This window comes from Metabacillus malikii, assembly GCF_030813355.1.
In the GTDB taxonomy this organism is placed as follows: domain Bacteria; phylum Bacillota; class Bacilli; order Bacillales; family Bacillaceae; genus Metabacillus; species Metabacillus malikii.
In genome coordinates, this window is record NZ_JAUSUD010000003.1 from 278458 (window position 1) to 301272 (window position 22815).

The following is a 22815-nucleotide window of genomic DNA, read 5'->3' on the forward strand; positions in this document are numbered from 1 at the left end:
ATGATTGTTGTTGAGGATGATCGGATTATTCGTCGAGGGATTTGTCAGTCAATCAATTGGGAGGAACAAGGAATAAGTATTGTCGGAGAGGCCGGTGATGGAGAAGTAGCGCTTGAATTAATTGCGAAGGAACAACCGCAAGTGGTCGTCTCAGATATTAATATGCCATTTATGGACGGCTTGGAAATGGGAAAAAAGATTAAAGAACTAAGTCATGCAACGAGAATTATTTTCCTTACCGGGTACGAAGATTTTAAATATGCTCAAGAAGCAATTAAACTTAAAGCGTTTGATTATTTATTAAAACCGGTCGACTCCGAACTGCTCCTTAAGAAAGTACAAGAGGCTTTGGAAGATTGGGAACAAGAGACGAAAAAGGAACGACGCATAAAAGAATCTCTGCCATACCTTCATCAAAGATTTTTCAAAGAATTAGTTAATAATGGAGGACAGCAATTTGATGTAGAAAAAGAGTTAGTTGAACTCGGGATTGCGTTAGAAGGACCAGAATATGCGGCAATGCTCGTCCATTCATCGACAGTACTAGATGGAAAAACGAAACAGACTGTGACCGACTTGATTTCAGACCTATTTGCAGAGGAAACATATAGCGTCATGGAACTGAATCCTAATGAACATGCAATATTACTTTCGCTAACAGATGAATCGGATAAACGAAAAGGGGAACTTGCCCAACAATTATCTCAAATGTTAACCGAACATACTGTAACAATCACGCTTGGTCGAACATATCCTAACTTATTTGAACTAGGAAAATCACTTGTCGAGTCTCATTTAGCAATGGATGTAAGACATATTATCGGGACAGGACGAATAATCTCTTTTGAGGACACAGTATCTAGCAATGAAGAAGCCGAAAATTGTTTAAAAGGGCTTGAATTAGAATTGGAAACACAAATTAAGCTAGGAATCCCTGATAAGGTAAAGGAAACTCTTAATCAATTACATAAAGCAATTATTAACAAAAAGTCTGTGCCGTTAAGTGATTTAAAAATACTAGCTTTAAAGTTTAGTACAATGCTATTTTTTGAAGTCGAAAAGTGGAAGAAAGAAGAAGTGAAAAGCTTCAATTCATCAGACATTTATAAAGATATCATTGAAATGAAAACCCTTTCAGATATGATTGCGATATTAAATCACCTTATCCAACAATGGTGTGATGCAATGGAGAGAAGCAAGGACAGCAACAACTATAGTCATGTCGACCAAGCAATTAATTATATAAAGAAACATTATCATGACAGCACGTTGACCCTTAAAAAGGTAGCAGAATCAATCCATGTTAGTACACCATATTTAAGCAATCTTTTTAAACATGAAAAGGGATTTAATTTTGGTGAGTATTTGTTGGAGATCAGGATGAAGAAAGCAATGGAAGAGCTGCAAAAAGCGGATATGAAGACGTATGAAGTATGTGAAAAAGTTGGCTATAATAATCCTCAATACTTCAGCATTTGCTTTAAAAAGTTTACAGGCTATACTCCTGCTGAGTATAAAAAGCAGTTAAATAATGTTTATCGAAAATGAGGTGAAGAACATGACAGAACAATGGGTTGATGATGCATTAAAAATGGTTCAAATGAAACTTGAAAAAACAAGTAAGCGAATCGGAGCGAACTTTCCGCATGCAAGTGTAGGAGGGATATATCAGTTAGAGCCGCCGCACTGGTGGACTGCAGGCTTTTGGCCAGGTCTATTATGGTTAGTATATCGTGAAACGAAGGATGAATCGCTAAGGCAGCTTGCTGAACAGTGTGAGGAGAAACTTGATAAAGTGATTACTGACTATTATCGATTAGACCATGACATGGGGTTTATGTGGACATTAACAAGTGTCGCAAATTATAAAACGAACGGAACTGAACAATCGAAACGACGTGCTTTATTAGTAGCCAATTTATTAGCAGGAAGATTTAATGCAAAAGGAAACTTTATTCGAGCATGGAACCCGTGGCATGAAGACGAGGATAATTCCGGCTGGGCGATTATTGATTGTGTCATGAATTTACCGTTATTGTTTTGGGCATCTGAAGTAACAGGCGATCCAAGATTCGAAATCATTGCTGAGAAACATGGTGACACGGTATTGGACCATTTTATTCGAAAGGATGGGTCAGTCCATCATATTATTCGCTTTGATGCGAAGACTGGTGAGAAAATCGAAGCAATTGGCGGACAAGGCTATGGACCTGATTCGGCTTGGTCAAGAGGAGCTGCCTGGGCAATTTACGGCTTAGCTTTATTGTATCGGAATACGAAGTCTGAACGCTTTTTACAAGCAGCTAAAAGCGTGTCACACTTTTTTATCGCCAACCTGCCGGAAGACGATGTCCCACATTGGGATTTTCGCCTGCCTGACCATATCACATGCTTTCGTGATACATCAGCAGGAGCAATCGCAGCATGTGGATTACTTTTGCTAGCTGATTTAGTTGCACCAACAGAGAAAAATACGTACAAAAAAGCCGGTATAAACATTCTGCGCTCGTTATATGAAAATTATGGGGCTTGGTATGATGAAACTGAGGAAGGTCTTATTTTAAGTGGCACAAGTCACTATCCTGAAGGTAAAAACATCGATGTTCCGCTTATATATGGAGACTATTATTTTGTCGAAGGACTCACAATGTTAAAAGGAAACCGGCAGCTGTTTTGGTAAGCTCATCTACTAGTAGGAGGGATTATCCTATGCAAACAATAAGCAGTAATAAGCTAAAAACGAGAGAAGAAGTTCGACAAGCATTAAAACAAATAGTTGAACAAATAAAGCCTCATTATAGCAAAGGGCATGCTATATTGAAACTAGGCAACAATGGCTCTGCCTTTTCAGATAAAGTTGCTGGAATGGAGGGCTTTTCCAGGATCTTATGGGGACTAGCACCAATGCTTGCAGGTGAAGATGAAGAGTATGATATTTGGGACCACCATATTCAAGGGATAAAAAACGGAACAAACCGACAGCATGAAGAATATTGGGGAGAGCTTAATGACTATGACCAACGAAGTGTTGAAATGGCAGTATTCGGCCTAGCTCTGTTACTTATTCCACATAAACTATGGGATCCGTTAAGCAGTGATGAAAAGCAGAACCTATCTGAATGGCTTCAGCAAATTAATCGAGTAGAAGTCCATGATTGCAACTGGTTGTTCTTCCCTATCTTAGTCAACCTAGGACTAAAACATGTCGGTGAGCCTTACAGTAGCAGCGTGATAGAACGAAACTTAACGAGGATCGATGAGTTTTACTTAGGCAATGGCTGGTATGAAGATGGAATAAACGGTCATGCAGATTATTATGGTCCTTTTGCAATTCACTTTTACTCCCTTATTTATGCAAAATATATGGAACGAGAAGACCCTCTCCGCGCAAAACGTTATAAACAGAGAGCGGAACAATTTGCTCAAGAGTTTATTTATTGGTTTGCGAGTGACGGATCTGCAATCCCATATGGGCGAAGCTTAACGTATCGATTTGCCCAATCCGCCTTCTGGAGCGCCGCTGTTTTTGCAGGAATTTCGCCGTTTTCACTAGGGGTGATGAAAGGAATCATCTTAAGAAATTTACGCTATTGGTTCAGACAACCAATCTTTAATGAACAAGGAATACTTACTGTTGGTTACCACTATCAAAATCTTATCATGGCAGAAAACTACAACTCATCTGGTTCACCGTATTGGGCATTAAAAACATTTTTACCGTTAGCATTAGCAACTGACGACCCTTTTTGGCTTGCAGAAGAGGAGCCACTACCTCCATTAAAAAATAATAAGATACAAAACCAACCACATATGGTCTTATGTAGAAATAAGTCAAATAACCATATTCTTGCCTTCAACACTGGACATCCTACAACGAATGAACATACGCATACATCTGCAAAATATGAAAAGTTTGTCTATTCAAATGTTTTCGGATTTAGTGTCCCACGGGCAGAATGGGGTCTTGGACAAGGTGCATTTGATTCGACACTTGCAGTTAGTGAAGGCGATAATCTCTATCGTGTGAAACGAACATCCACATACTATGAAATAGCTGAACATTACATGCTTACAAAATGGAATCCATGGACCGATGTTAATGTGAAGACATGGATTGTCCCAGGTAATCCTTGGCATATTCGTATTCATTGTATTCAAACAAACAGAGCGTTACATACTGCAGAAGGCGGTTTTGCTCTAGGGTTAGAAGAGGAAAATTATCCGATCAAACGTGATGAGAACGGCTGCTTTGTAGAAAATAAGAATGCTCAAAGTGGTGTAGTCATTTTACATGGCACTGGAACAAGTACGCCACTCTTCCCAAATGCAAACACAAACATCCTTCATCAACGAACAGTCATTCCGACAATTCAAACGGAAGTACCAATTGGTGAAACATGGCTCGCACATGCTGTCTATGGCAATATGGGTACTGGTACTGATGTAGAAAGCTATAGTGAGCGACCAAAACTAACAATCAATGAAAACAGGATTGAAATTCACCTTTTAAAGGGTGAACCACCTATTTTGATTGATATGAAAGGCTAGAATATTCCTAGTTTGAAACGTAAAGGGTATCCAGTGAGTGCACTGAATACCCTTTTTCAATTAATCTGTATTACGACAATTCATTCGGCGACATCGAGGGTTATTCAAGTCACTACCACAATTAAAGTTTTCAACAACCGTATCATTTACATTGGAAACTTCTACTGGATAATAGTGTTCAATGCGATAAACATCACGGTTAACATTAACTACATTAGTAGGATGGATATGTCTTACAACATGGGGATTAATCGTTGTATTTACAATTGTACGTGTAGGATCCACGATATCAGGCTCCTGTTGCGTAGGATTAACTGTCGTATTATTCACATTCTCATTATTATTTTGCTCACAAGTACGATAAACTTTTCTTTTTTTCTTCTTAAAATGACGTCCCATTAATACTCCTCCTTCCATATCGCTATAGTATAAACTATGGAACTTAGGAGAGAAGGGTCTGTGTAATTGAATCAGTAGAAATGAAATATGCTTTTTAACTACTAAAGAGTTGTTCTAGGGGAGTAGAAAACTTAATAGGAAATTACAAAATAATTGTCGTGATTGGTGTGAACGGCAAATAACTTGTCTCAAACTATAAATAAATGATTGTAGGATGTCATATTTTATGTGGGAGTGTGCAACGAAATAATATGCATATTGACTTGAAGCTATAGGATACTCTATTAAATATCTTTAAATACTAATGAAACTAGATTCAGGTAGAAGTACTTATTCTGGGAAACTAAATTATAACTTTTATAAACTTTTGGAGAGGCATCTATAGCAATGTCTATAATAATGTCGGTGAAGCCGAAAAACATAGAGATAACGAGTGAAATCCGTTATATGAGTTAGATGAATCAGGGAATATTCGTAAATATTTGAGAAACCTGATTCATCAAGGATATGATGAAACCCAAAACAATTATGACTGAATGAAGTAATGACCCTTCTTTTGCCTCATGAAGACCAAAATAAAAATTGTTGAAAGAAGAAATGTCCTTCATCGAGCTTATGAAGACCAAAATGAAATTAGCTGAAAGAAGAAATGTCCTTCATCAAGCTTATGAAGACCAAAATAATATTAGCTGAAAGAAGAAATGTCCTTCATCCGCCTCATGAAGACCAAAATGAAATTAGCTGAATGGAAAAATGTCCTTCATCAAGCTTATGAAGACCAAAAAAAAAATAGCTGAAAGAAGAAATGTCCTTCATCGAGCTTATGAAGACCAAAATGAAATTAGCTGAAAGAAGAAATGTCCTTCATCAAGCTTATGAAGACCAAAAAAAAATAGCTGAAAGAAGAAATGTCCTTCATCCAGCTTATGAAGACCAAAATGAAATTAGCTGAAAGAAGAAATGTCCTTCATCGAGCTTATGAAGACCAAAATGAAATTAGCTGAAAGAAGAAATGTCCTTCATCGAGCTTATGAAGACCAAAATGAAATTAGTTGAAAGAAGAAATGTCCTTCATCCGCCTCATGAAGACCAAAACGATCATGTCCGAATGAAAAAGCAACCTTCATCCATCCTATGAATTCCATGAGCAATAACATCCATTGTCTAATGAAGTCCAAACAAAAGTCCTTCATCAAAAATGAAGGACAAACAAATACGTGCCTATTAAAATCGATCATCAAAGATCATCAAAATAAATAAATACACTACTCTATTTAAACCAGCCCTTCTCTTTCGACTGTGTAATAGCTTCAATGCGGTTTTTTACATCGAGCTTTTCTAATATAGTAGAAATGTAGTTTCGAACTGTACCAGTTTTGATGCTGAGCTGGTCGGCGATTTCTTTCGTGTTTTTTCCATCAGCGACGAGTTCTAGAACTTCTTTTTCCCGTTCTGTTAATGGATTTTCTTCACTGTATATGTCATCCATTAGTTCGGGAGCATAGATACGTCTGCCGGACATGATGCTGCGTATCGAGCTGGCGAGTTCTTCACTGGGGCTGTCTTTTAGGAGATAGCCGCTTACTCCTGCTTTTAAGGCACGTTGGAAGTAGCCAGAGCGAGAGAATGTTGTTAAGATAAGTACTTTACAGCCAAAGCCTTTTAGCTGTTCAGCTGCCTCAAGTCCGGTCATACCAGGCATTTCGATATCCATAATACATATATCCGGTTTTTCCTTTTGAACAAGTGCAATGGCTTCCTTCCCGTCACTTGCTTTGCCGACTACTTCCATGTCGTCTTCTAAATTCAGCAGTGAACCTAACGCGCCTAATAGCATCTGTTGGTCTTCGGCGATGACAATGCGTATCATTTAAATACCTCCTCAATCAGACCCTTTTGCAGAAGTGGGTACATTAATAATAAGGGTCGTTCCATCTTTTGAATCGATTTGTAATGAGCCATTTACAAATTCTAGTCGTTCTTTCATTCCTGATAGACCATTTCCTTTTGTGAAGTTATCGTTCGTAATGCTGCCAATCCCATTATCCTTAATGACCATCTCAACGTCTGTTAATGATTGTTGAATTGAAATGATACAAGTAGATGCTTGACTATGCCTCACCACATTATTGATTGCTTCCTTCAAACACATACTTAGGATATTTTCTGTTAACAATGGTACGTTTTCTAATGGTTCTGAGGTACATTCAAATGAAATTTCAGCCGCTGTTAACATCTTTTTTACATGGTCAATTTCCTCAACTAAACGAATACCACGCATTTGTGAGACGATTTTTCGTACCTCATTTAAAGCAGATCGTGCCGTTTGCTGGACGTCTTTCATTTCATTCCGTGCTTTTTCCGGATCCTTGTAGATGAGCTTTCTAGCTAAATCACTTTTTAAACCAATCATCGAAAGCTTTTGTCCTAATGTGTCGTGTAAATCCCGTGCGATTCTTTGTCTCTCTTCAATTTTCACTAGTTCAGAAATACGTTTATTTGCATCCTCGAGTTTTTCCTGAAGCTGGCCACGTTCGTTTCGATTGTAAATGCTGAAAGGCAATAGTATCGCACTAATGCAACTTAAGATGACAAAGGGAAATTGTTGTAATAGCAATTGTTCATGTAAGAAGAAGCTGGCATTAATGCCTGCTGCTGCTGTTACTAAATGGATAATATACAATGTCATAAATGCAATTCGATCTTTTATATTTCCGATAAAATAAGCGATGTAAAAGGAAAAATAAAAATAATTAAAGAGATAGGTAGTTGCAAAGGATATTCCGATAAGGACGATTGCTAATACATATACACGCCAGCCATTCGAAATAAATGAGTATCGGAACGTAATGAAAAATAATATCGTTAAACTAATTCCAACCGCGATTTCAATAGTAGACGATGATTGAAAGATAAAATAGAACGGTAAAATGCTGAGAAAAGCCCATATATATGGTGAAATACCATTACCCTTTTGAAAATGAAGCAGCTTCCTTTTTTTTAGACGAAACATACTCTCTCCTTTAAATAAAAGCAATTGGATTAACCAATTGCTTTTCGTTAGCTATGTCTTTTATATAAGTGTTTACGATGTTAGTTTATCATAGACGACTATGGTTGACTTGTTCTTTTATATTGATTTATATAATTAAATCCGACAAATTTTTTATTTTGTTCATCCCATAGACGGAACTTTAATGACTTTAGACTGGTCCAAAGAGTAATCGTAGGTACCTGTTGGAGCGGTTCGGTATGATTGTGTACCTCTTCTAACTTGTAGTTAGGGACCCTTGGGCTTAAATGATGAACATGGTGATAGCCGATATTACCTGTTAACCATTGCAAGAGCTTCGGAAGTTTGTAAAAAGAGCTTCCTTCAACAGCAGCTAATACAAAATTCCACTCTTCATTGTGCTCAAAATAAGAATCTTCAAAGGTATGCTGTACATAAAATAACCAAATGCCTAAAGTTCCTGAAATTAAGAAGATTGGTCCCTGTACTAATAAGAATGCTTTAACCCCAATGACAAGACATACTAGCCCTCCAACGAGAAGGATTAGAAAATTAGTCAAATATGTGTTTAAACGTTCTTTCCTTTTAGCACCTTTTTTATTGAAACGGTTCATAATGAGAAACACATAAATTGGTCCTAAACCAAACATGACAAATGGATTACGATAGATGCGGTATGCGATTTTTTTCCAAGTAGACGCTGCTAAATATTCATCTACAGTAAGCACCCAAATATCACCGGTACCGCGTTTATCTAAATTACTGCTAGTTGCATGGTGAATCGAGTGGTCATGTTGCCATTGACTATATGGGAATAACGTGAGTACACCAGTAAGTGTACCAAGTACTTTATTTGCTGTCCGATTTTTGAAAAACGAGTAATGACAACAATCGTGAAAAATGATGAAAACCCGAACTAAAAATCCTGCCGCAACGACAGATATTGCTAATGTTAAAACGTAAGAAACCGATAGACTGAGGTAAGCTAAAATCCATAGAAGAAAATACGGTCCTAACGTATTGATAAGCTGTATAATACTTGCCTTTGTGTTCGCTTTTTCAAAGGGAGCAACTTGCTTCCGTAATTGTTTTGTTGAAATTGTCATTGTTTCGTTCCTTTCACTATAAGGTAATTCAAGTATAAGTGTAAGAAAAAAGGATGTGTAGACATAGCTGTCATGAGTCAGGTATGACATTTGTCATATAGGGGTTTGCTGGTGCTATAAGGTTAGTGATAGTTTAACCATTTCAGGAAAATTTATGAAATAATATATAGTGAAAATAAAACTGCAAAATAAGGAATCAGGACTGTTTTTGTAAACATTGTTGCCTTTTACTGAGTTGTTTTTTTGGGGAGGTCTTCTCCTATATAAACAGTAATTATGAGTTTCTTTTATACAATGATAAATAATAGAATTAGAGAAAAATAATATGAATATGAAATTTGTGAAACCTTATGTCGTTCCAAATTACTCTAATTAGTGAGAGGAGGGAAAAGAAGCGAATGAAACATGATATACAGACTGTTAAAAGGGCGATTAATGGAGATGCTCATGCATTTGAACAATTACTTTTTGAAGAGGAAAAAATGCTATATTACAAGGCTTTATCTTATGTAGGGAAAAAAGAAGAGGCATTGGATGCAATTCAAGAGACAGCGTACAAAGCTTTTCTTTCAATTGGACAACTGAGAAACCCAGAGTATTTTTCCACTTGGTTAGTTAAAATTCTAATTCGGGAATGCTATCGGGTTTTAAGAGAGAGAGACCAAATGATTCCATATGAGGAAAGCGAACTGCTAAAAAGGCTAGACAGTAAGCAGGAAGATGAGCTAGATTCCTTCCATTTAAGTGAGGCATTATCAAGGTTGAACTCTTCCTACCAAACATCGATCATCTTATATTACTATCATGACCTTACGATTAAGGATATATCTGAGATTATGGAGAAACCGGTTAGTACGGTAAAAACGAATTTACGGAGAGCACGGAAAAAGTTAAAAATTGAATTAGAAAGGAGTTATCATTTAAATGAAAAGGTCACATAATTGTTCAGAGGAGTTTCCGCAAGACCAAATTCGTTTAGCTATTCGGTCAGGAATTGAGAAAGCTCAAGAGCAGGTAAATGCACCATCACATAAAAAAATAAATATGAAAAGAAAAGTGATTTATTCTTTATGCAGTGCGGCAGCGATAGTTGGAATTTTGATTGGTTCCTCATACTTTTCTCCGGCTTTAGCAAAAAGTTTGTCACAAATACCGATAATCGGTTCTGTTTTCGGAAATTCTGACCTACTTACTTTAAAACAAGCACAAGAAAATGGGTTGACGTCTGAAATAGGTGACACAAAGAAAGTTAATGGCATATCGGTTACGCTTGCTGAAATATTATATGACCAAAATAATATTTCAATTGGGCTCTATATTGAAACGGATAAAGAGCTTGGAGATCATTATTTTGGGGCAGGAATGGACTATACGATTAACGGAAAGTCACCTGCTAGTTCAACAGGTAGTTACGGTGAGGAACTACTTACGACAACAACACGGACAGCTATTCAAGAAATAAATGTTACTGATGATATGCCAGACAAGTTTGAACTAGGATTAATTCTTTACGGAGAGAATGGCGAGAAATGGTATTTCTCAACTCCTATTGAAAAAATATCGAACATTTCTAAAGTACCTGTTCAACATACACAATCTGTTGATGGCTTGAACCTTACTGTAACAGATATGTCTTTTAGTAAAACAGGTATAAGTATCGCCTATAAGAGTTCTGAAAAGGAAACAGATTTTGAATTAAGTCGAGGCGGAAATATTGACTTCATGGTAGTTGACCAAAACGGTAATGAAATAACTGGACACTCTGGCGGGGCATCTGGTGAAAAAATAAAGGATAGAATTGTGTTCAAGAGTAGTAAGCATTTTGATCCTGTTGATTCGACTGTCACAGAATTAACGATTACACCTTATATCGTTATTCCTTCTGAAGGGGGAAGCGTGGAGATCGATGAAAATGGCAAAGAAAAAGAATTAGAATTTAAAGGGAACTTGATACAACCAATTGAGTTTGCTTCCTTTAAAGTAAAAGTGCCAAAACAGTAAGTTGGTAAGTTAGGTAAATACCATCATAAGATTGTTTTGCTATATGTACAAACATTCGTTAGCTAATAAGATTTAAGTTTGTATTCACTAATCATGAACAAGGTAATGTGTTTTATATGCATTACCTTTGTTTGTATTTACACAAATGTCTATAAAAAATATCCTATTCGGCTATTCATCCTCTTTTCTAGCATTGCTAAAAACTAACAAAAATTGTTAAAATATAGAGAGAGGTGATGGATAATTGATAAAATAAAAACATTAATAGTCAGCTTCGTTATAGTCGGAGGATTAATTGCTTGTATTACTTTTTTTGAAATACTTGTAATTAGATTACTAGGCTTACAATTTCATTCATTTCGTGACTTGTTCATATTTATTGTTTCGTATGTTCTTCTCGAAATTCCGCTCTCGATGATTACAGGTGCAATACCAAAAGTATTGAAATCTTTTGGAATGATTAAAACGAGTAAAGGAATCGTGCCATTTATTTTAGATATATCTCTTACATTTGGATTAATTGTCGTGCTTGATACTGTAATGGAGGGAATTGAGTTTTCTTGGTACGGGTCACTACTATTTGCACTGTTCACAGGTTTTATAAGCATGAAATTAAAAAAGGCTGATGATGAACCTCCGATGATAGATAGTGAGGAATTCAAGGAAATCGGAAATCGTCTACTAGAAAAAAAGAAAACATGAACAGTATAATCTACGAAAAGTAAAAGGTGACCCGGTTGAATCACCTTTTGTTTGTACCTATTCTTGAAGTGCTGTTTTAATTAAGCTGTTTACTTGATAGCTAGATAAAAGCCCGATATGAGAAACTCCGCGAATCTCAATATTATTTGCACCATAAAGCTTTGATAAATACGGCCTTACGATATAGTCACTTGTTGAATAAATAGAAGTTGTGTCAATTCCTTGAGGAGCTACTCTAGTTGTCAGCTGGTTCGCACCACCTAATGTAACTAGCTTGTCAACTTTTGAGGCACCGCCTTTGTTTAAGATGTAATAAAGGCTGTTTGCTCCACCCATGCTATGTGCGACAATATTTACTTTCGTACTTCCAGTTTGACTTAATACGTTATCAACAAAGCGTTGAATAGCTGCTGAATTCAATTCCTGGTGACCTTGCTTACTCGGTAAATCGATGGCATAAAGCTCATTACTAGCCCAGCCTTGTGTACGTAAATACCCTTTAATAAGTGCAAAGTTTGAATCTGATCCAGTTAGCCCATGAACAAAGACAACTGGAGTTTTCGTCGTTTGAACTGCTGCACTCGCTTTTGCCGGTTGGAAGTGTAAAGATAGTGCAAAGAACAAAGTAAAACTTAAAAGTAACATTCCAAGAGATTTGATTTTTCTCATCATTAATCCTCCTCTAATAAACATAACTAGTCTAGTAGACGTACCTACTATTAATCTCTACCACTGTTTAACATAGAAGTTACTAATCTGCTTTTAATAATTGGTATACCAAATAAAACGATTAATTAATCTACTAACATCATAATTGGGCTTGTAAGTATTTGTCAAAATAAACATGAAAAATAAGCGATTAAACCTAATATATATTAAAATGACGCCTTAATATTAGGAATTAAGAAGGAAAATATCTAGAAAAAAACTATATAGAGATAGTTAAACAATTGAAGGAGAGTATATGGTAGGAGGGTTAATCTACTATAATTTGTAGTAAAGTGTAATCCTTCTAGATAAATTAGTAGAATAAATTGAACAGTCCATTACGAGTTTAATATTATTAACATGTAGTTTACAACAAAAAAGACCTCAATTAAGAGGCTGTATACATTATCGTTTTTAGTAATTACTGCGATGTTTATTTACAAAGGTAAAAACAGTACCGAAAACGCTTATCGAAAGGATAAAGTATAATAATAAATCTGGTAGAGAAGTAGTTGGGACTACATCACATAAGTGAAGGACAACTAGTAGAATAATTCCTAAATATAATAAATTGTACAGTGTACTATTTGTTTTAAGTTGTATTTCTTTGCCTCTTTCATCATTTCCTTCATCACTCGATTGAAATTTCATCACATACATTTGGCTTAGAAAAATGATTGCGATAAACAATATTTTTAGCAAGAGCATCTTTACAACTCCTCCTTATAATCAAAAACTTCTGGTAATGGTTTTTCGAAGGCATTGGCTATTTTAAAGGCAAGAATCAAGGATGGGTTATATTTGTTCTTTTCTAGAGTTGCGATAGTTTGGCGACTAACACCAACCTTTTTGGCAAGTTGCTCCTGAGTCCAGCCTTTTTCTGCTCGAAATTGAACTAATTTGTTAGATAACAAATAGCATCACCTCTTATAATTGATTGTAATATATTTTTTACAATTTGTAAAACATTTCTTACAATATTTTCGTGCTGATTTTTGAAGGAATTCATTTTTTAATGACTTTAAGTTTAAATGGATGTGTTATCAAACCTTCTCTATAACGGTTTATTTATAGAGCTCAAACTAGGTAAAGTTTCAAATTAGAAGTATACATTGTTTGATATATAGAGCACATAAAAAAAAGATTGTCTCAATTGTGGCTAATTCCAAAAACTAGCCTATAAAAGGGACAATCTATTAGTACGATTGATATTTATTTAAATTCGTCTTTAATTTTTATAGCATCTGTTACGAGTGTATCCATAATCTGTGTAGTCTGTTGATTGCTTGCTGTTAATGTTTCGACAGTTGTACTCATTTCTTGAATACTTGAGCTTGCTTGGGCAATAATCGCTGCCAAATCATTTGTTGAGCTTTCAACTTCACCAGACTGCCCTTTCACTTGCTCGGCAAGATTCGTAAAGTCTTTTAAACTGTCTTCAAGCTTATGGAGTGTAGCGTATATTTGTTCAAAGTAACCAGTTACTTCATTTGTTGAAGAAACACTATTATGAATCATTTCACTACTAGATTCGAGCTTTTCAATTGCTTCATGGTTACTTTTATTTAACTCTGTAAGATTTGAGGAAATGTTTGCTGTAGCTTGGCCGGTTAGTACAGCTAATTTGCGAATTTCTTCAGCTACAACAGCAAATCCTTTACCAGCTTCTCCAGCACGTGCTGCTTCAATAGATGCATTCAGAGCTAAAAGGTTCGTTTGTTCAGTGATTTGTTTAATTGTTCCAGCAAATGAATTTGTTTCAGAGATTCGTTCATTTAATATATTAAATGTTTTATTAACTTGAACAATGATTTCCTCTAACTGATGAATATTTTGTTGTAAAGTTTGGATGGTATGTTTGCCTGCATTTGTTAATTTACTAGCTTCTGTTGATTCATTGTATAATTCATTCGATTGTTGATGGATGTTTTCGATATTTATTTTCGTATCATTTGTATGCTGAGCAATATCTGAAATCTGGTTTGACTGTGACTGACTGCCAATAGCAATTTCATTTATTGAAGCAGCCATTTCATGTTGTTGTCCGATATTCAGTTGCAATTCCTTATTTACTGATTCCATATTATCAATCAACTTTGTCACATTAGCTTCAAGTGCAAGCTTTTGTTGTTCCTTCTTAAACGCTTCTTCGTCAGATGATTTAAGAAGTTCTTCGAGACGATCTGTTTGTTTTTCAGATAAACGGATAACATATATAAAAGTAACGCCAATTAGGAAGTAAACGAGAATACTATAGCTAAATTGAATATCTATGAAGCTTTCTTCACCTACAAGGTTATTGGTAATCAAAACGATGAAACCGAGTATATATCCATAAAGGAATACTATCCGATTAAGGTGAATGGCTGCATAAATCGCTAGGTAAAAGGTAATGAACGTAATCGCGATTGAATGGCCCGAAGTAACAACAAACAGGATATTGGAAACTGCAACGATTGTTAAATTAATATATGGTAGGGGTTTGATTTTGTCTAATTTTACTTGTAATAAGCCGTAAAAGAATAGTAGTAGAAAAATATCTAATCCATAAAAAGTACTTGCTTGTACATCTCCCTTAAAAATAGATAAAAGCAGCCCGGATCCTAGAGAAAAAACCATTGTTAACAGCATTAATGTATTTTTCTTTCGAGCATCCGTCCATTTCATTTGCTCTATAGTATTCATAGGTAGGCCTCCCGAAAAGTCGAAATTTGTCATTTATATCATTATATAGTTCAAAAGTAATAAATACAATTAAAATATTACTAGTAAAAAGTGCAAGAAACTTAAGGAGGTAATCATGAAAAAAGTTGTCATGATTGGTGGATCAGGTACGATTGGTACAATCTTAACAATAGGATTAACAGGGAAATATGACCTGTACATTTTAGATAAAAAGCAACCGAAAGAACCAGTAACATACATTGATGTTGACGCAACAAATCATCAGCAGCTTCTCGAAGCGATCCCGAAGGATACTGACGTGTTAGTCAATTTATTAACTATTAAAAAGAACGATGACCTTGAGAACGTTGACAATTTTCAGCAAATGACCAATATTCATTTTGTCTCTTCGTTTTACATATTACATGCTGCGGTCACATTAGGAATCCCAAAAGTTGTTTTTGCAAGCAGCAACCATACGACTGATTATTATGAAGAGAATGGTCGTTCAACTTTAGGGAGAGAAATTACAATAGAAGATTATCCACTCTCAAAAGGGTTGTACGGTGTCCTTAAAATAGCGTCAGAAAATATTGGTCATATTTTTGCACATGATAATGATTTGTCAGTTATTAATTTGCGGATAGGCAGTGTGCATCAAGAGGAGAAACTTGCAGTACATGAGGATGAACGTTTAACGCACACACTTTTATCACATAATGACACCGTTAAATTATTTGATCTGGCGATTCAATCAACAGTTAAGTATGGAACCTATTATGGAGTATCTCATAATAAACAAAAACCTTGGTCTACTGAAAACACATGGAGAGAGTTAGGGTTTGTGTCGAGTGTAAATGCTGATGTAGTAAAAAAAGATAAGGATAGCAAATTTTGAACATGTAATAGACACAATTAACAACTAGGAGTATAATAATGACTATCCTAAAATTGATACATAACTTCCACCGTAAAGGGGAGTAGCGTCAGAATTTTATTCTGAAACAAAGTCGTCAATACATGAACCGTGAGTTCATCGGCTTTGTTGGCATATACATTGTGCTTAGCGAGACCTTTGCCAAAACACTTGGCAATAGGTCTCTTTCTTTTTGTCTTTAGGTATAGAAGTTAATTTTTTTGGGGGCTATAAGAAAGAAATAACTTATAGCAAATTACTACAAGGAGGTTTTGTATTATGGAATTTTTCACTGCACTCTTATCTATTATTATTATCGATTTAGTGTTGGCTGGAGATAATGCCATCTTAATTGGACTCGCAGCTAGAAATTTACCAAAGGATCAACAAAAGAAGGTTATTCTATGGGGTTCGTTAGGAGCCATCATCATTAGGATTATCGCAACTTTAGCAGTAGTTTGGCTGTTGGAAGTCCCAGGATTACATCTTGTAGGTGGTCTATTACTTGTCATCATAGCTTATAAACTACTTGTTGATGATGATGACCACGGTGATGTGAAAGCCGGAGATAACTTTTGGGCTGCGATCCGTACGGTTATTATTGCCGATGCATTAATGGGGTTAGATAATGTTTTGGCAGTAGCCGGTGCTTCACACGGAAATATGTTATTAGTAGTTATTGGCCTATTAGTATCCGTACCTGTTGTGATGTGGGGTAGTACGATTATATTGAAATGGATTGACAGATTTCCGATTATTATTACAATCGGTGCGGCTATCCTTGCTTGGACAGCTTCTAAAATGATTGTTGGCGAACATTTCCTAAGCAGTTTGTTTGCTAATGGTTTTGTAAAATATGGCTTTGAAATTGTTGTAGTCGCTGCAGTCGTTCTCGGTGGTACTTATGCAAAACGAAAAGCGATTAGTAAAAAGGAAGAAGCAGTATTGTTAAAGGCGGAATAACATTTCAAATCAAAAAATACTAGAAAAGTAGACCAAATCCATTTCTTTTGATTTGGTCTATTTGCCATTAATGAGTTATGTATAGTATTAATCCTTTAATGAATCGAAAGAGGGTGACGCATTGACTTGAGCCACCCTTCCTTCGAAAAATCAAGTAAGGAATAGTAAGAGGGGACAACTATTCCTTAGTTAAAAAGAGGTTAAGGATAGAGAGGGGATTGTACTTATGACAGTACAAGTTCTAAACGTTGCCAAACGTGAATAGTATTCGACTCCTGCTTACACGAAGCAAGAGTCTTAAAACTAGATGCTAACTATTATCAACTTAATTAAAGAAAGATGAACCTACAATAATTAAGAGGATAAATAATACAACGATTAAAGCAAAGCCGCCACCTGAACTTCCTCCATAATAACCCATCATATCACCTCCTTACGTGAGGTACTGTATTCTATGTTCCTAGAATATCTTTGGAATGGTACAAGTATGGATTTCTCATAAAAAAGGGCAGACCTCTTACTAGACTATGTATATCAATCACATATTTTAAGTCTTATTATCTAGTTTTCAGGAAACAAATGGTTGAAAAGGGAGATAGTTGAATCTATAATACTATAAATAAGAAGGACTAAAGTGCTAGTGAACGTGATTGTTATGGGGGATGAAAATGAAGAGAAAATGGCTTTTGATGATGTCAGTTATATTTCTTCAAATTGGATTAGCAGCGTGTGGTGGACAACAAGAAATGATCTTGAAGAAAGAAAATAATACTGTCGATGGAACTGAACAGAAAAAATCGGTGATGAAATTTTATTTATTACTCGTACAAACAATTAATCGTGCTGATGCTAGCTTGAATGACTTTGAGTTAACAGAGTCAGCGCCAACACTAGAAATGAAAGTAAAAGCAAGTGAATCTTCTGCGATTGTAGCAGAGGAATTGAGCAAACTTGAAATCCCAGAGCTTTTAAAGAATCACGACTCAAACTTAGATGCAATTATACAACAGCTAATCGCATCTTATGAAGCAAAAGCAGAAGAACTAAGGAAAGAGGAACCTTCACTTGAACAAGCAAATCAACTTTTCCAAGAAGCGAACGAAGCACTTGGAAACCTTTTTGAACGTGTCGGTTTGAATAGGGCAAGTATCGATACCGAAGTGAATAGTTAAGTGCAGAATATGGTAATAGTAAGGAATTGTTATAATGAAACACATCTGAGAGTAGAAGGGATAATATAAATCTCAAATTCTAAGAAGTAATATAGGTATTAAGTTCAATTATGCACGCTTCAGACAAAAAGCCCAAGGATCATTAAAAAAAAATCATCCTCGGGCTATTTTTATGAAGATAACTACTATTAAGAATACATTGTTTCATATTTGATAAAGATTATTTTTACAGTTAATATAATCTGTTAATAGAATTTTGAACAAATAGTGTCTAATAAACTATAGTAATTCACCAATAAACCATCTTTCACCTTCATAATAGGATCCGTCTTCTTCAGTGATTAGTTCTGTAAAACCGTATATTTGCCAATCATTAGGTACGGATAGCTTACACTCAAATCGGATGTCTCGATTTTCAGAGAGCTGCAGCCAGCGTTGGTCATCTGTATTCCTGTAAAAGAAACCATTAAAATGGGAATCTCCTTTAAATACAATAATTTGCGAACTCCATAGGTTAGGAAACGTAATAGTGACGACAATTCTATACTTTTCCTCGTCATTTGGCTTCAAGTGATATAGATTTACAGCGCTATCCAATAGTGTTTGGAGACAGTATCGTTTATATTTTTTTGGTGTTTTTTCAGAATCGATAAAACCTTGAGCAACCGGAAGAGCTAGATGCCAATAATCATTGTGAAATTCTGTTGGAAACTCAGAAGTGTAATCATTTATTCGTTTTATCATCCTATGTAATTTTCGTTTAGCCCCTCGGACTTTTTTTACACGCATATGAAATCATCCCTTTTTTTCAATACATAACATTTTGAATTGAACAAATCAAAGGTTTTAGTAGAATATAAGTTATAGGCATGCGTACCTATAATTATTCACCTAAACGATTGATGACGTCTTCTAGTTCAAGAATTAATGAACGCATCTTTACGATCGTATGCAATGTCTCAGTTGTTTTTTCGAGCTGATTGTCTGTTGTTGCTGCAACTTGTTGTGTACTCTTTACGGATTGTTCAGTAATAACAGCTGCTTCTTCGGTAGTTTGATTAACTTGTTCTGAAGAACGTCGTAACTCTTCTGAAAGAGTCGTTATTTCTTGAATTTGGTTTGCGACAATTGTTGATGTATCAAATATTTCTTTGAATACTTCTTTTGATTGTTGAATAACATTTAATCCTGAATGAGTGGTTGCTTTGACCTTTTCCATTGCGGCAACAGATTTATTAGCCTCATCTAAAGTTTGTTGAACGAGAATTGCAATATTTTGCGATGATATAGCAGATTGCTCTGCAAGCTTTCTAATTTCATTGGCAACAACGGAAAAACCTTTACCATATTCTCCAGCACGTGCAGCTTCAATTGAGGCATTTAACGCGAGTAGATTTGTTTGAGCTGATATGTTTGAGAGCACTTCAATAATTTGATAAATGTCCTCTGAACGATTATGTAATGATGAAATCGTATGAAAAGACTCATCAACAGATTCATTAATGGCAGTCATTTGGTTTGTTAGTTTACTAATAAAAATCGTACCATTGTCAGCTTGACCTGCAGAATGATTAGCCTTTTCACAAGCAATTTTGGCGTTATCATTTACCGTTTGTATATCTGCAGTCATTCCTGACATAATCGTCACATTTTTTTCAACTGTCGACTGATTCGTTTTTAAACCTTCTGCAATAGTTGAAATTGATATTGATAGTTGTGAGCTTGCCTCCGTAGAAGACTTAGCATTTTCCCTTAATGATTCAGCAACTAAAACGAGTTGTGAAGAAGTTGCGGTAAGCTTGTTAACGATTTCATTAATAATTGTACTCCTTTGTTCTTCCTGTTGTGTTAGTAATTCATGTTCAATTCTCTTGCTTGAATACACTTGAAGAGCAACAGCACTTGAAGTGAAAACTAGAAATGCTGCATGCATTAACAGCATCGAAAATGAATAATCATGGACACCGAATACAATTTCCGGTAGATAGAAGAATCCGATTAAGTGTTGAATTGTAAATAATGTAGTCATCAACGTAATGAGTTTAATATTTTGGTAATATCCGAGCGCAGCAACTACCATAAATATACTAAAATGAAATTCAACCCTGCCGCTGCCACCGGAGATAATCGCTATACTACCAAACGTTAAAGCAAGTGTCAGTAAAAATGATATTTTGTTATTTTCATTGTCCTTCTTATAGAGATAAGTACTATATATGATTAATATAATTGGTATGATTAGTAAAATTGTTAATATGTATGAGTAATCTGCCTCGATTTGAGAAGAAGTTACACTATGTTGCAGGCCATGAGTGTGATCAAACAGGTGCAAATAGCGCCCTAGAAAATTGACAATAAGCATTATAAGGATAACAAAACTAGTCATGTAAATCATAAGCTGATGTTTTTTGTGTATCATCCGAGTCCCCTCTTTATCTAAAATAAATTATCAATAAATGACAATTCATTATAACTTTTGACTTATATAAAATACAAGTTAATGGAATTGTTATAGGTTAAAATATTTATCTTTTCTTTAGGGTGTATCTATCAAAAGGTACAAGACAAACAAATTGATTTTAAGATAGAGTGATAGATAACGAGGAAAAGTTAAGGAGTCTCAAATGAAAAATATCTATTTGTTCGTTCTATTATTCATGATGTTTATCCTAGTTGGCTGTAATGAAAGCAATACTATCGAGAAAATCGATGTTCGTGCACAACTTTTACGTGATGGTGATTTATATATTGAAGAATTGTATACATATAACAAACCAATTAATAAGGGTAGTTTAGAGCGGAATCTTGAATTATTTGATTATCAGACTGTAGAATTTTTTGAAGCTTATATCCCTCCTAAAATGAAATCGCTAGGTCAATTTACTCATGAGGAGCTTGAAAGAGTCCATGTTGCAAATAACGATAGGACGTATCGACCGATCTTTGCAAAAGTTAACGATGATAAGACTGTCTATTATCGGTATCGAATTGATAAAGCCGCCTCGAAATTTTCAGATACGGGAGAGTTAAATTGGAACATATTCGCATCCATACAACATGATTTACATCAAGTAAAAATTGATGTGATTTTCCCGCAACAAATTGCCGAAAATGAGGTAACTATATTCTCTTATAACAAGAATGGTGGTAAATCAGAGGTGTTTGATAATAGGATTACGTATCAGACAGATTTCATTTCACATACAGATACCTTCAAACAAACTGTGTTCTTCCCTGCACATTTTTTATCAGAAATGGAAGAAGAGAAATCTACTCTTACTTTAGCTGATCGGATAGAGCAGGAAAAGAACATGGAAGAGATGCTAGTGAGGAAGGACCTTCGACTGCAAAACATTGAAAAGGGCCTATCTATTATTAGTTGGATTCTAGTTGGGACCTGTGCGATATTTCTCATACCGCTAAAAATGATTGCAGCTAAATGGGTCTCTAGAAAAATCCCGATGGCTGAAGTCGAGAAATATAATCCAGTCTATTTACTGCTTCTTTATCGAAAGGGCACACTCCAAATTAAGGATTTTATTGCAGGCATATTTTCAATTCAACATAAGGGCTTGCTAAAGATTGAGAAGGTTTCGGCAAGCTATCGTTTTCAGAAAGAAGAAAAGGCACCAAAACAAACATTAGCTTTTAAGTACCTTGGTAAAAGAAGAACGATTAAAGAGTCCGATTTATTCTTATTAAATTGGTTATTTCGTCATAATACTGACGGATATCGGACATTTATCCTCGATTCAATTGCAGGACCAACTAAAGCTGAACGGAAACAGAAAAAGTATCGTCGTAAGCTAGAATCGTTTCTTATTGAATGGAAGGTGTGGAAGGAAGTAGTAGACAAAGAATTCCAACTTGCAAACATATTCAAAAAAGGAATGTTAATGAGAAAAATCTATCCAGTGTTGTGGGGACTTCACGTTCTGTTAATTCTGCTCATGTTCCTTGCAGATGCTAAGACATGGCAGGTCATTTTATTTGCAAGTATTTGTTTAGGAGTTGGTATCTTTTATTGCTATAAACATATCGAAAAGAAGTGGGTTCAACTTGTTTACTTTGCAGGATGCTTATTCATAGGGATGCAAGTTAATGATACGGCAGTAAATACAAGCTATTTATTGATTGTCATTCTAACAGGTATTATTGTACTTGTAACGCCAAGAACTACACTCTTCTTTAAAGCAGCCGTTCTCCGGGAAGCGGTGAAGAAATGGAGGAAATTGCTCAAGTCAGGTGGCATGCCGATTCAAAATAGCAAAGTGCAGTTGGTAGGTATTAGTCAACATGCAATACTATTAGGTGTGGGAAAACAATTCTTTACACGTTTTCATCAAAAATTCCCAAACGAGCAAACAGATAATATTGTGTTATTTGATCATCATGTAATCGATATGATTACTTATGTGACAAACAGTTTAAAGCCAAGCTATGTAAACCGCCCGAGACCTCATTCAGGAGATTCGGGTGGTGGAACTTCAGGTGATAGTGGTGGAGGCTTTTTCGAAATTTTTAGTAGTGGCGACAGTGGTGACAGTAGTGGTGATGGCGGCGGAGGCGGAGATTAATAGTCTGTAGTGAATGTTCTTCTCTCCGTTAATGAATTTCTTGTAT

21 protein-coding genes are annotated in these 22815 nt (G+C 35.5%); 10 read left to right on the forward strand and 11 right to left on the reverse strand.

The window, feature by feature from the left end:
• Genes J2S19_RS05240 through J2S19_RS05250 form a run of 3 tightly spaced genes read left to right on the forward strand, consistent with a single transcriptional unit; the run spans window position 1 to window position 4548 of the window.
• On the forward strand, window positions 1-1548 hold the full coding sequence (locus tag J2S19_RS05240; RefSeq protein WP_307338264.1) for a response regulator: 1548 nt from the start codon (window positions 1-3) through the stop codon (window positions 1546-1548).
• 10 nt (window positions 1549-1558) lie between these two features.
• Window positions 1559-2680, forward strand: coding sequence for a glycoside hydrolase family 88 protein (locus J2S19_RS05245; RefSeq protein WP_307338267.1), 1122 nt, complete (start codon window positions 1559-1561; stop codon window positions 2678-2680).
• A 29-nt stretch (window positions 2681-2709) separates the two neighbouring features.
• A complete protein-coding gene (locus J2S19_RS05250) occupies window positions 2710-4548 on the forward strand; it encodes a DUF2264 domain-containing protein (RefSeq protein WP_307338270.1) in 1839 nt (612 codons plus the stop codon).
• Between the two features lie 60 nt (window positions 4549-4608).
• Here the strand turns inward: J2S19_RS05250 and J2S19_RS05255 are convergent, their stop codons facing one another.
• The 4 genes from J2S19_RS05255 to desA form a co-directional block, all read right to left on the reverse strand.
• Window positions 4609-4947: a CotD family spore coat protein gene (locus tag J2S19_RS05255; protein WP_307338273.1), complete on the reverse strand. Its 339-nt coding sequence runs from the start codon at window positions 4945-4947 to the stop codon at window positions 4609-4611.
• 1270 nt (window positions 4948-6217) lie between these two features.
• Window positions 6218-6817, reverse strand: coding sequence for a response regulator transcription factor (locus J2S19_RS05260; protein ID WP_307338276.1), 600 nt, complete (start codon window positions 6815-6817; stop codon window positions 6218-6220).
• 12 nt (window positions 6818-6829) lie between these two features.
• Entirely contained in the window at window positions 6830-7960 is a 1131-nt protein-coding gene (locus J2S19_RS05265) for a sensor histidine kinase (protein ID WP_307338279.1), read from the reverse strand.
• Window positions 7961-8058: 98 nt separating this feature from the next.
• Window positions 8059-9066, reverse strand: a complete 1008-nt coding sequence (gene desA, locus J2S19_RS05270) for a Delta(5) desaturase DesA (protein ID WP_307338282.1) — start codon at window positions 9064-9066, stop codon at window positions 8059-8061.
• A gap of 398 nt (window positions 9067-9464) precedes the next feature.
• Here desA and J2S19_RS05275 point away from each other — a divergent pair, with 398 nt between their 5' ends.
• The 3 genes from J2S19_RS05275 (at window position 9465) to J2S19_RS05285 (ending at window position 11769) form a co-directional block, all read left to right on the forward strand.
• Complete coding sequence (locus J2S19_RS05275; RefSeq protein WP_307338285.1) at window positions 9465-10007, forward strand: sigma-70 family RNA polymerase sigma factor; 543 nt, start codon at window positions 9465-9467, stop codon at window positions 10005-10007.
• Entirely contained in the window at window positions 9991-11067 is a 1077-nt protein-coding gene (locus tag J2S19_RS05280) for a DUF4179 domain-containing protein (protein ID WP_307338288.1), read from the forward strand. Before J2S19_RS05275 ends, J2S19_RS05280 begins: the two co-directional genes overlap by 17 nt.
• A 264-nt stretch (window positions 11068-11331) precedes the next feature.
• A complete protein-coding gene (locus J2S19_RS05285) occupies window positions 11332-11769 on the forward strand; it encodes a YrvL family regulatory protein (RefSeq protein WP_503128644.1) in 438 nt (145 codons plus the stop codon).
• 57 nt (window positions 11770-11826) lie between these two features.
• Here J2S19_RS05285 and J2S19_RS05290 read toward each other — a convergent pair whose 3' ends face one another.
• The 4 genes from J2S19_RS05290 to J2S19_RS05305 all read right to left on the reverse strand — a co-directional run bounded on the left by J2S19_RS05290 (window position 11827) and on the right by J2S19_RS05305 (window position 15162).
• On the reverse strand, window positions 11827-12438 hold the full coding sequence (locus tag J2S19_RS05290; RefSeq protein ID WP_307338290.1) for an esterase/lipase family protein: 612 nt from the start codon (window positions 12436-12438) through the stop codon (window positions 11827-11829).
• A 453-nt stretch (window positions 12439-12891) separates the two neighbouring features.
• On the reverse strand, window positions 12892-13185 hold the full coding sequence (locus J2S19_RS05295) for a hypothetical protein (RefSeq protein ID WP_307338293.1): 294 nt from the start codon (window positions 13183-13185) through the stop codon (window positions 12892-12894).
• A 2-nt stretch (window positions 13186-13187) separates the two neighbouring features.
• A complete protein-coding gene (locus tag J2S19_RS05300; RefSeq protein ID WP_307338295.1) occupies window positions 13188-13391 on the reverse strand; it encodes a helix-turn-helix transcriptional regulator in 204 nt (67 codons plus the stop codon).
• Between the two features lie 298 nt (window positions 13392-13689).
• Window positions 13690-15162: a methyl-accepting chemotaxis protein gene (locus J2S19_RS05305; RefSeq protein ID WP_307338298.1), complete on the reverse strand. Its 1473-nt coding sequence runs from the start codon at window positions 15160-15162 to the stop codon at window positions 13690-13692.
• Between the two features lie 115 nt (window positions 15163-15277).
• Here J2S19_RS05305 and J2S19_RS05310 point away from each other — a divergent pair, with 115 nt between their 5' ends.
• Window positions 15278-16039, forward strand: coding sequence for an NAD-dependent epimerase/dehydratase family protein (locus J2S19_RS05310; protein ID WP_307338300.1), 762 nt, complete (start codon window positions 15278-15280; stop codon window positions 16037-16039).
• A gap of 297 nt (window positions 16040-16336) precedes the next feature.
• Complete coding sequence (locus tag J2S19_RS05315) at window positions 16337-17020, forward strand: TerC family protein (RefSeq protein WP_307338301.1); 684 nt, start codon at window positions 16337-16339, stop codon at window positions 17018-17020.
• 325 nt (window positions 17021-17345) lie between these two features.
• Here J2S19_RS05315 and J2S19_RS05320 read toward each other — a convergent pair whose 3' ends face one another.
• Window positions 17346-17444 carry a YjcZ family sporulation protein gene (locus J2S19_RS05320; RefSeq protein ID WP_307338304.1) on the reverse strand — a complete coding sequence of 33 codons (99 nt, stop codon included), beginning with the start codon at window positions 17442-17444 and terminating at the stop codon, window positions 17346-17348.
• Between the two features lie 244 nt (window positions 17445-17688).
• Between J2S19_RS05320 and J2S19_RS05325 the strand changes: the two genes are divergently transcribed.
• Window positions 17689-18192 carry a hypothetical protein gene (locus J2S19_RS05325; RefSeq protein ID WP_307338306.1) on the forward strand — a complete coding sequence of 168 codons (504 nt, stop codon included), beginning with the start codon at window positions 17689-17691 and terminating at the stop codon, window positions 18190-18192.
• Between the two features lie 279 nt (window positions 18193-18471).
• On the opposite strand, the gene J2S19_RS05330 is transcribed toward J2S19_RS05325, so the two are convergent.
• Together J2S19_RS05330 and J2S19_RS05335 are read right to left on the reverse strand one after the other, a co-directional pair.
• Window positions 18472-18981 carry a DUF3916 domain-containing protein gene (locus J2S19_RS05330; protein ID WP_307338308.1) on the reverse strand — a complete coding sequence of 170 codons (510 nt, stop codon included), beginning with the start codon at window positions 18979-18981 and terminating at the stop codon, window positions 18472-18474.
• Window positions 18982-19075: 94 nt separating this feature from the next.
• Window positions 19076-20611, reverse strand: coding sequence for a methyl-accepting chemotaxis protein (locus J2S19_RS05335; RefSeq protein ID WP_307338309.1), 1536 nt, complete (start codon window positions 20609-20611; stop codon window positions 19076-19078).
• A 205-nt stretch (window positions 20612-20816) separates the two neighbouring features.
• On the opposite strand from J2S19_RS05335, the gene J2S19_RS05340 reads away from it, so the two are divergent.
• Complete coding sequence (locus J2S19_RS05340) at window positions 20817-22769, forward strand: DUF2207 domain-containing protein (protein ID WP_307338312.1); 1953 nt, start codon at window positions 20817-20819, stop codon at window positions 22767-22769.
• Window positions 22770-22815: the final 46 nt, after the last annotated feature.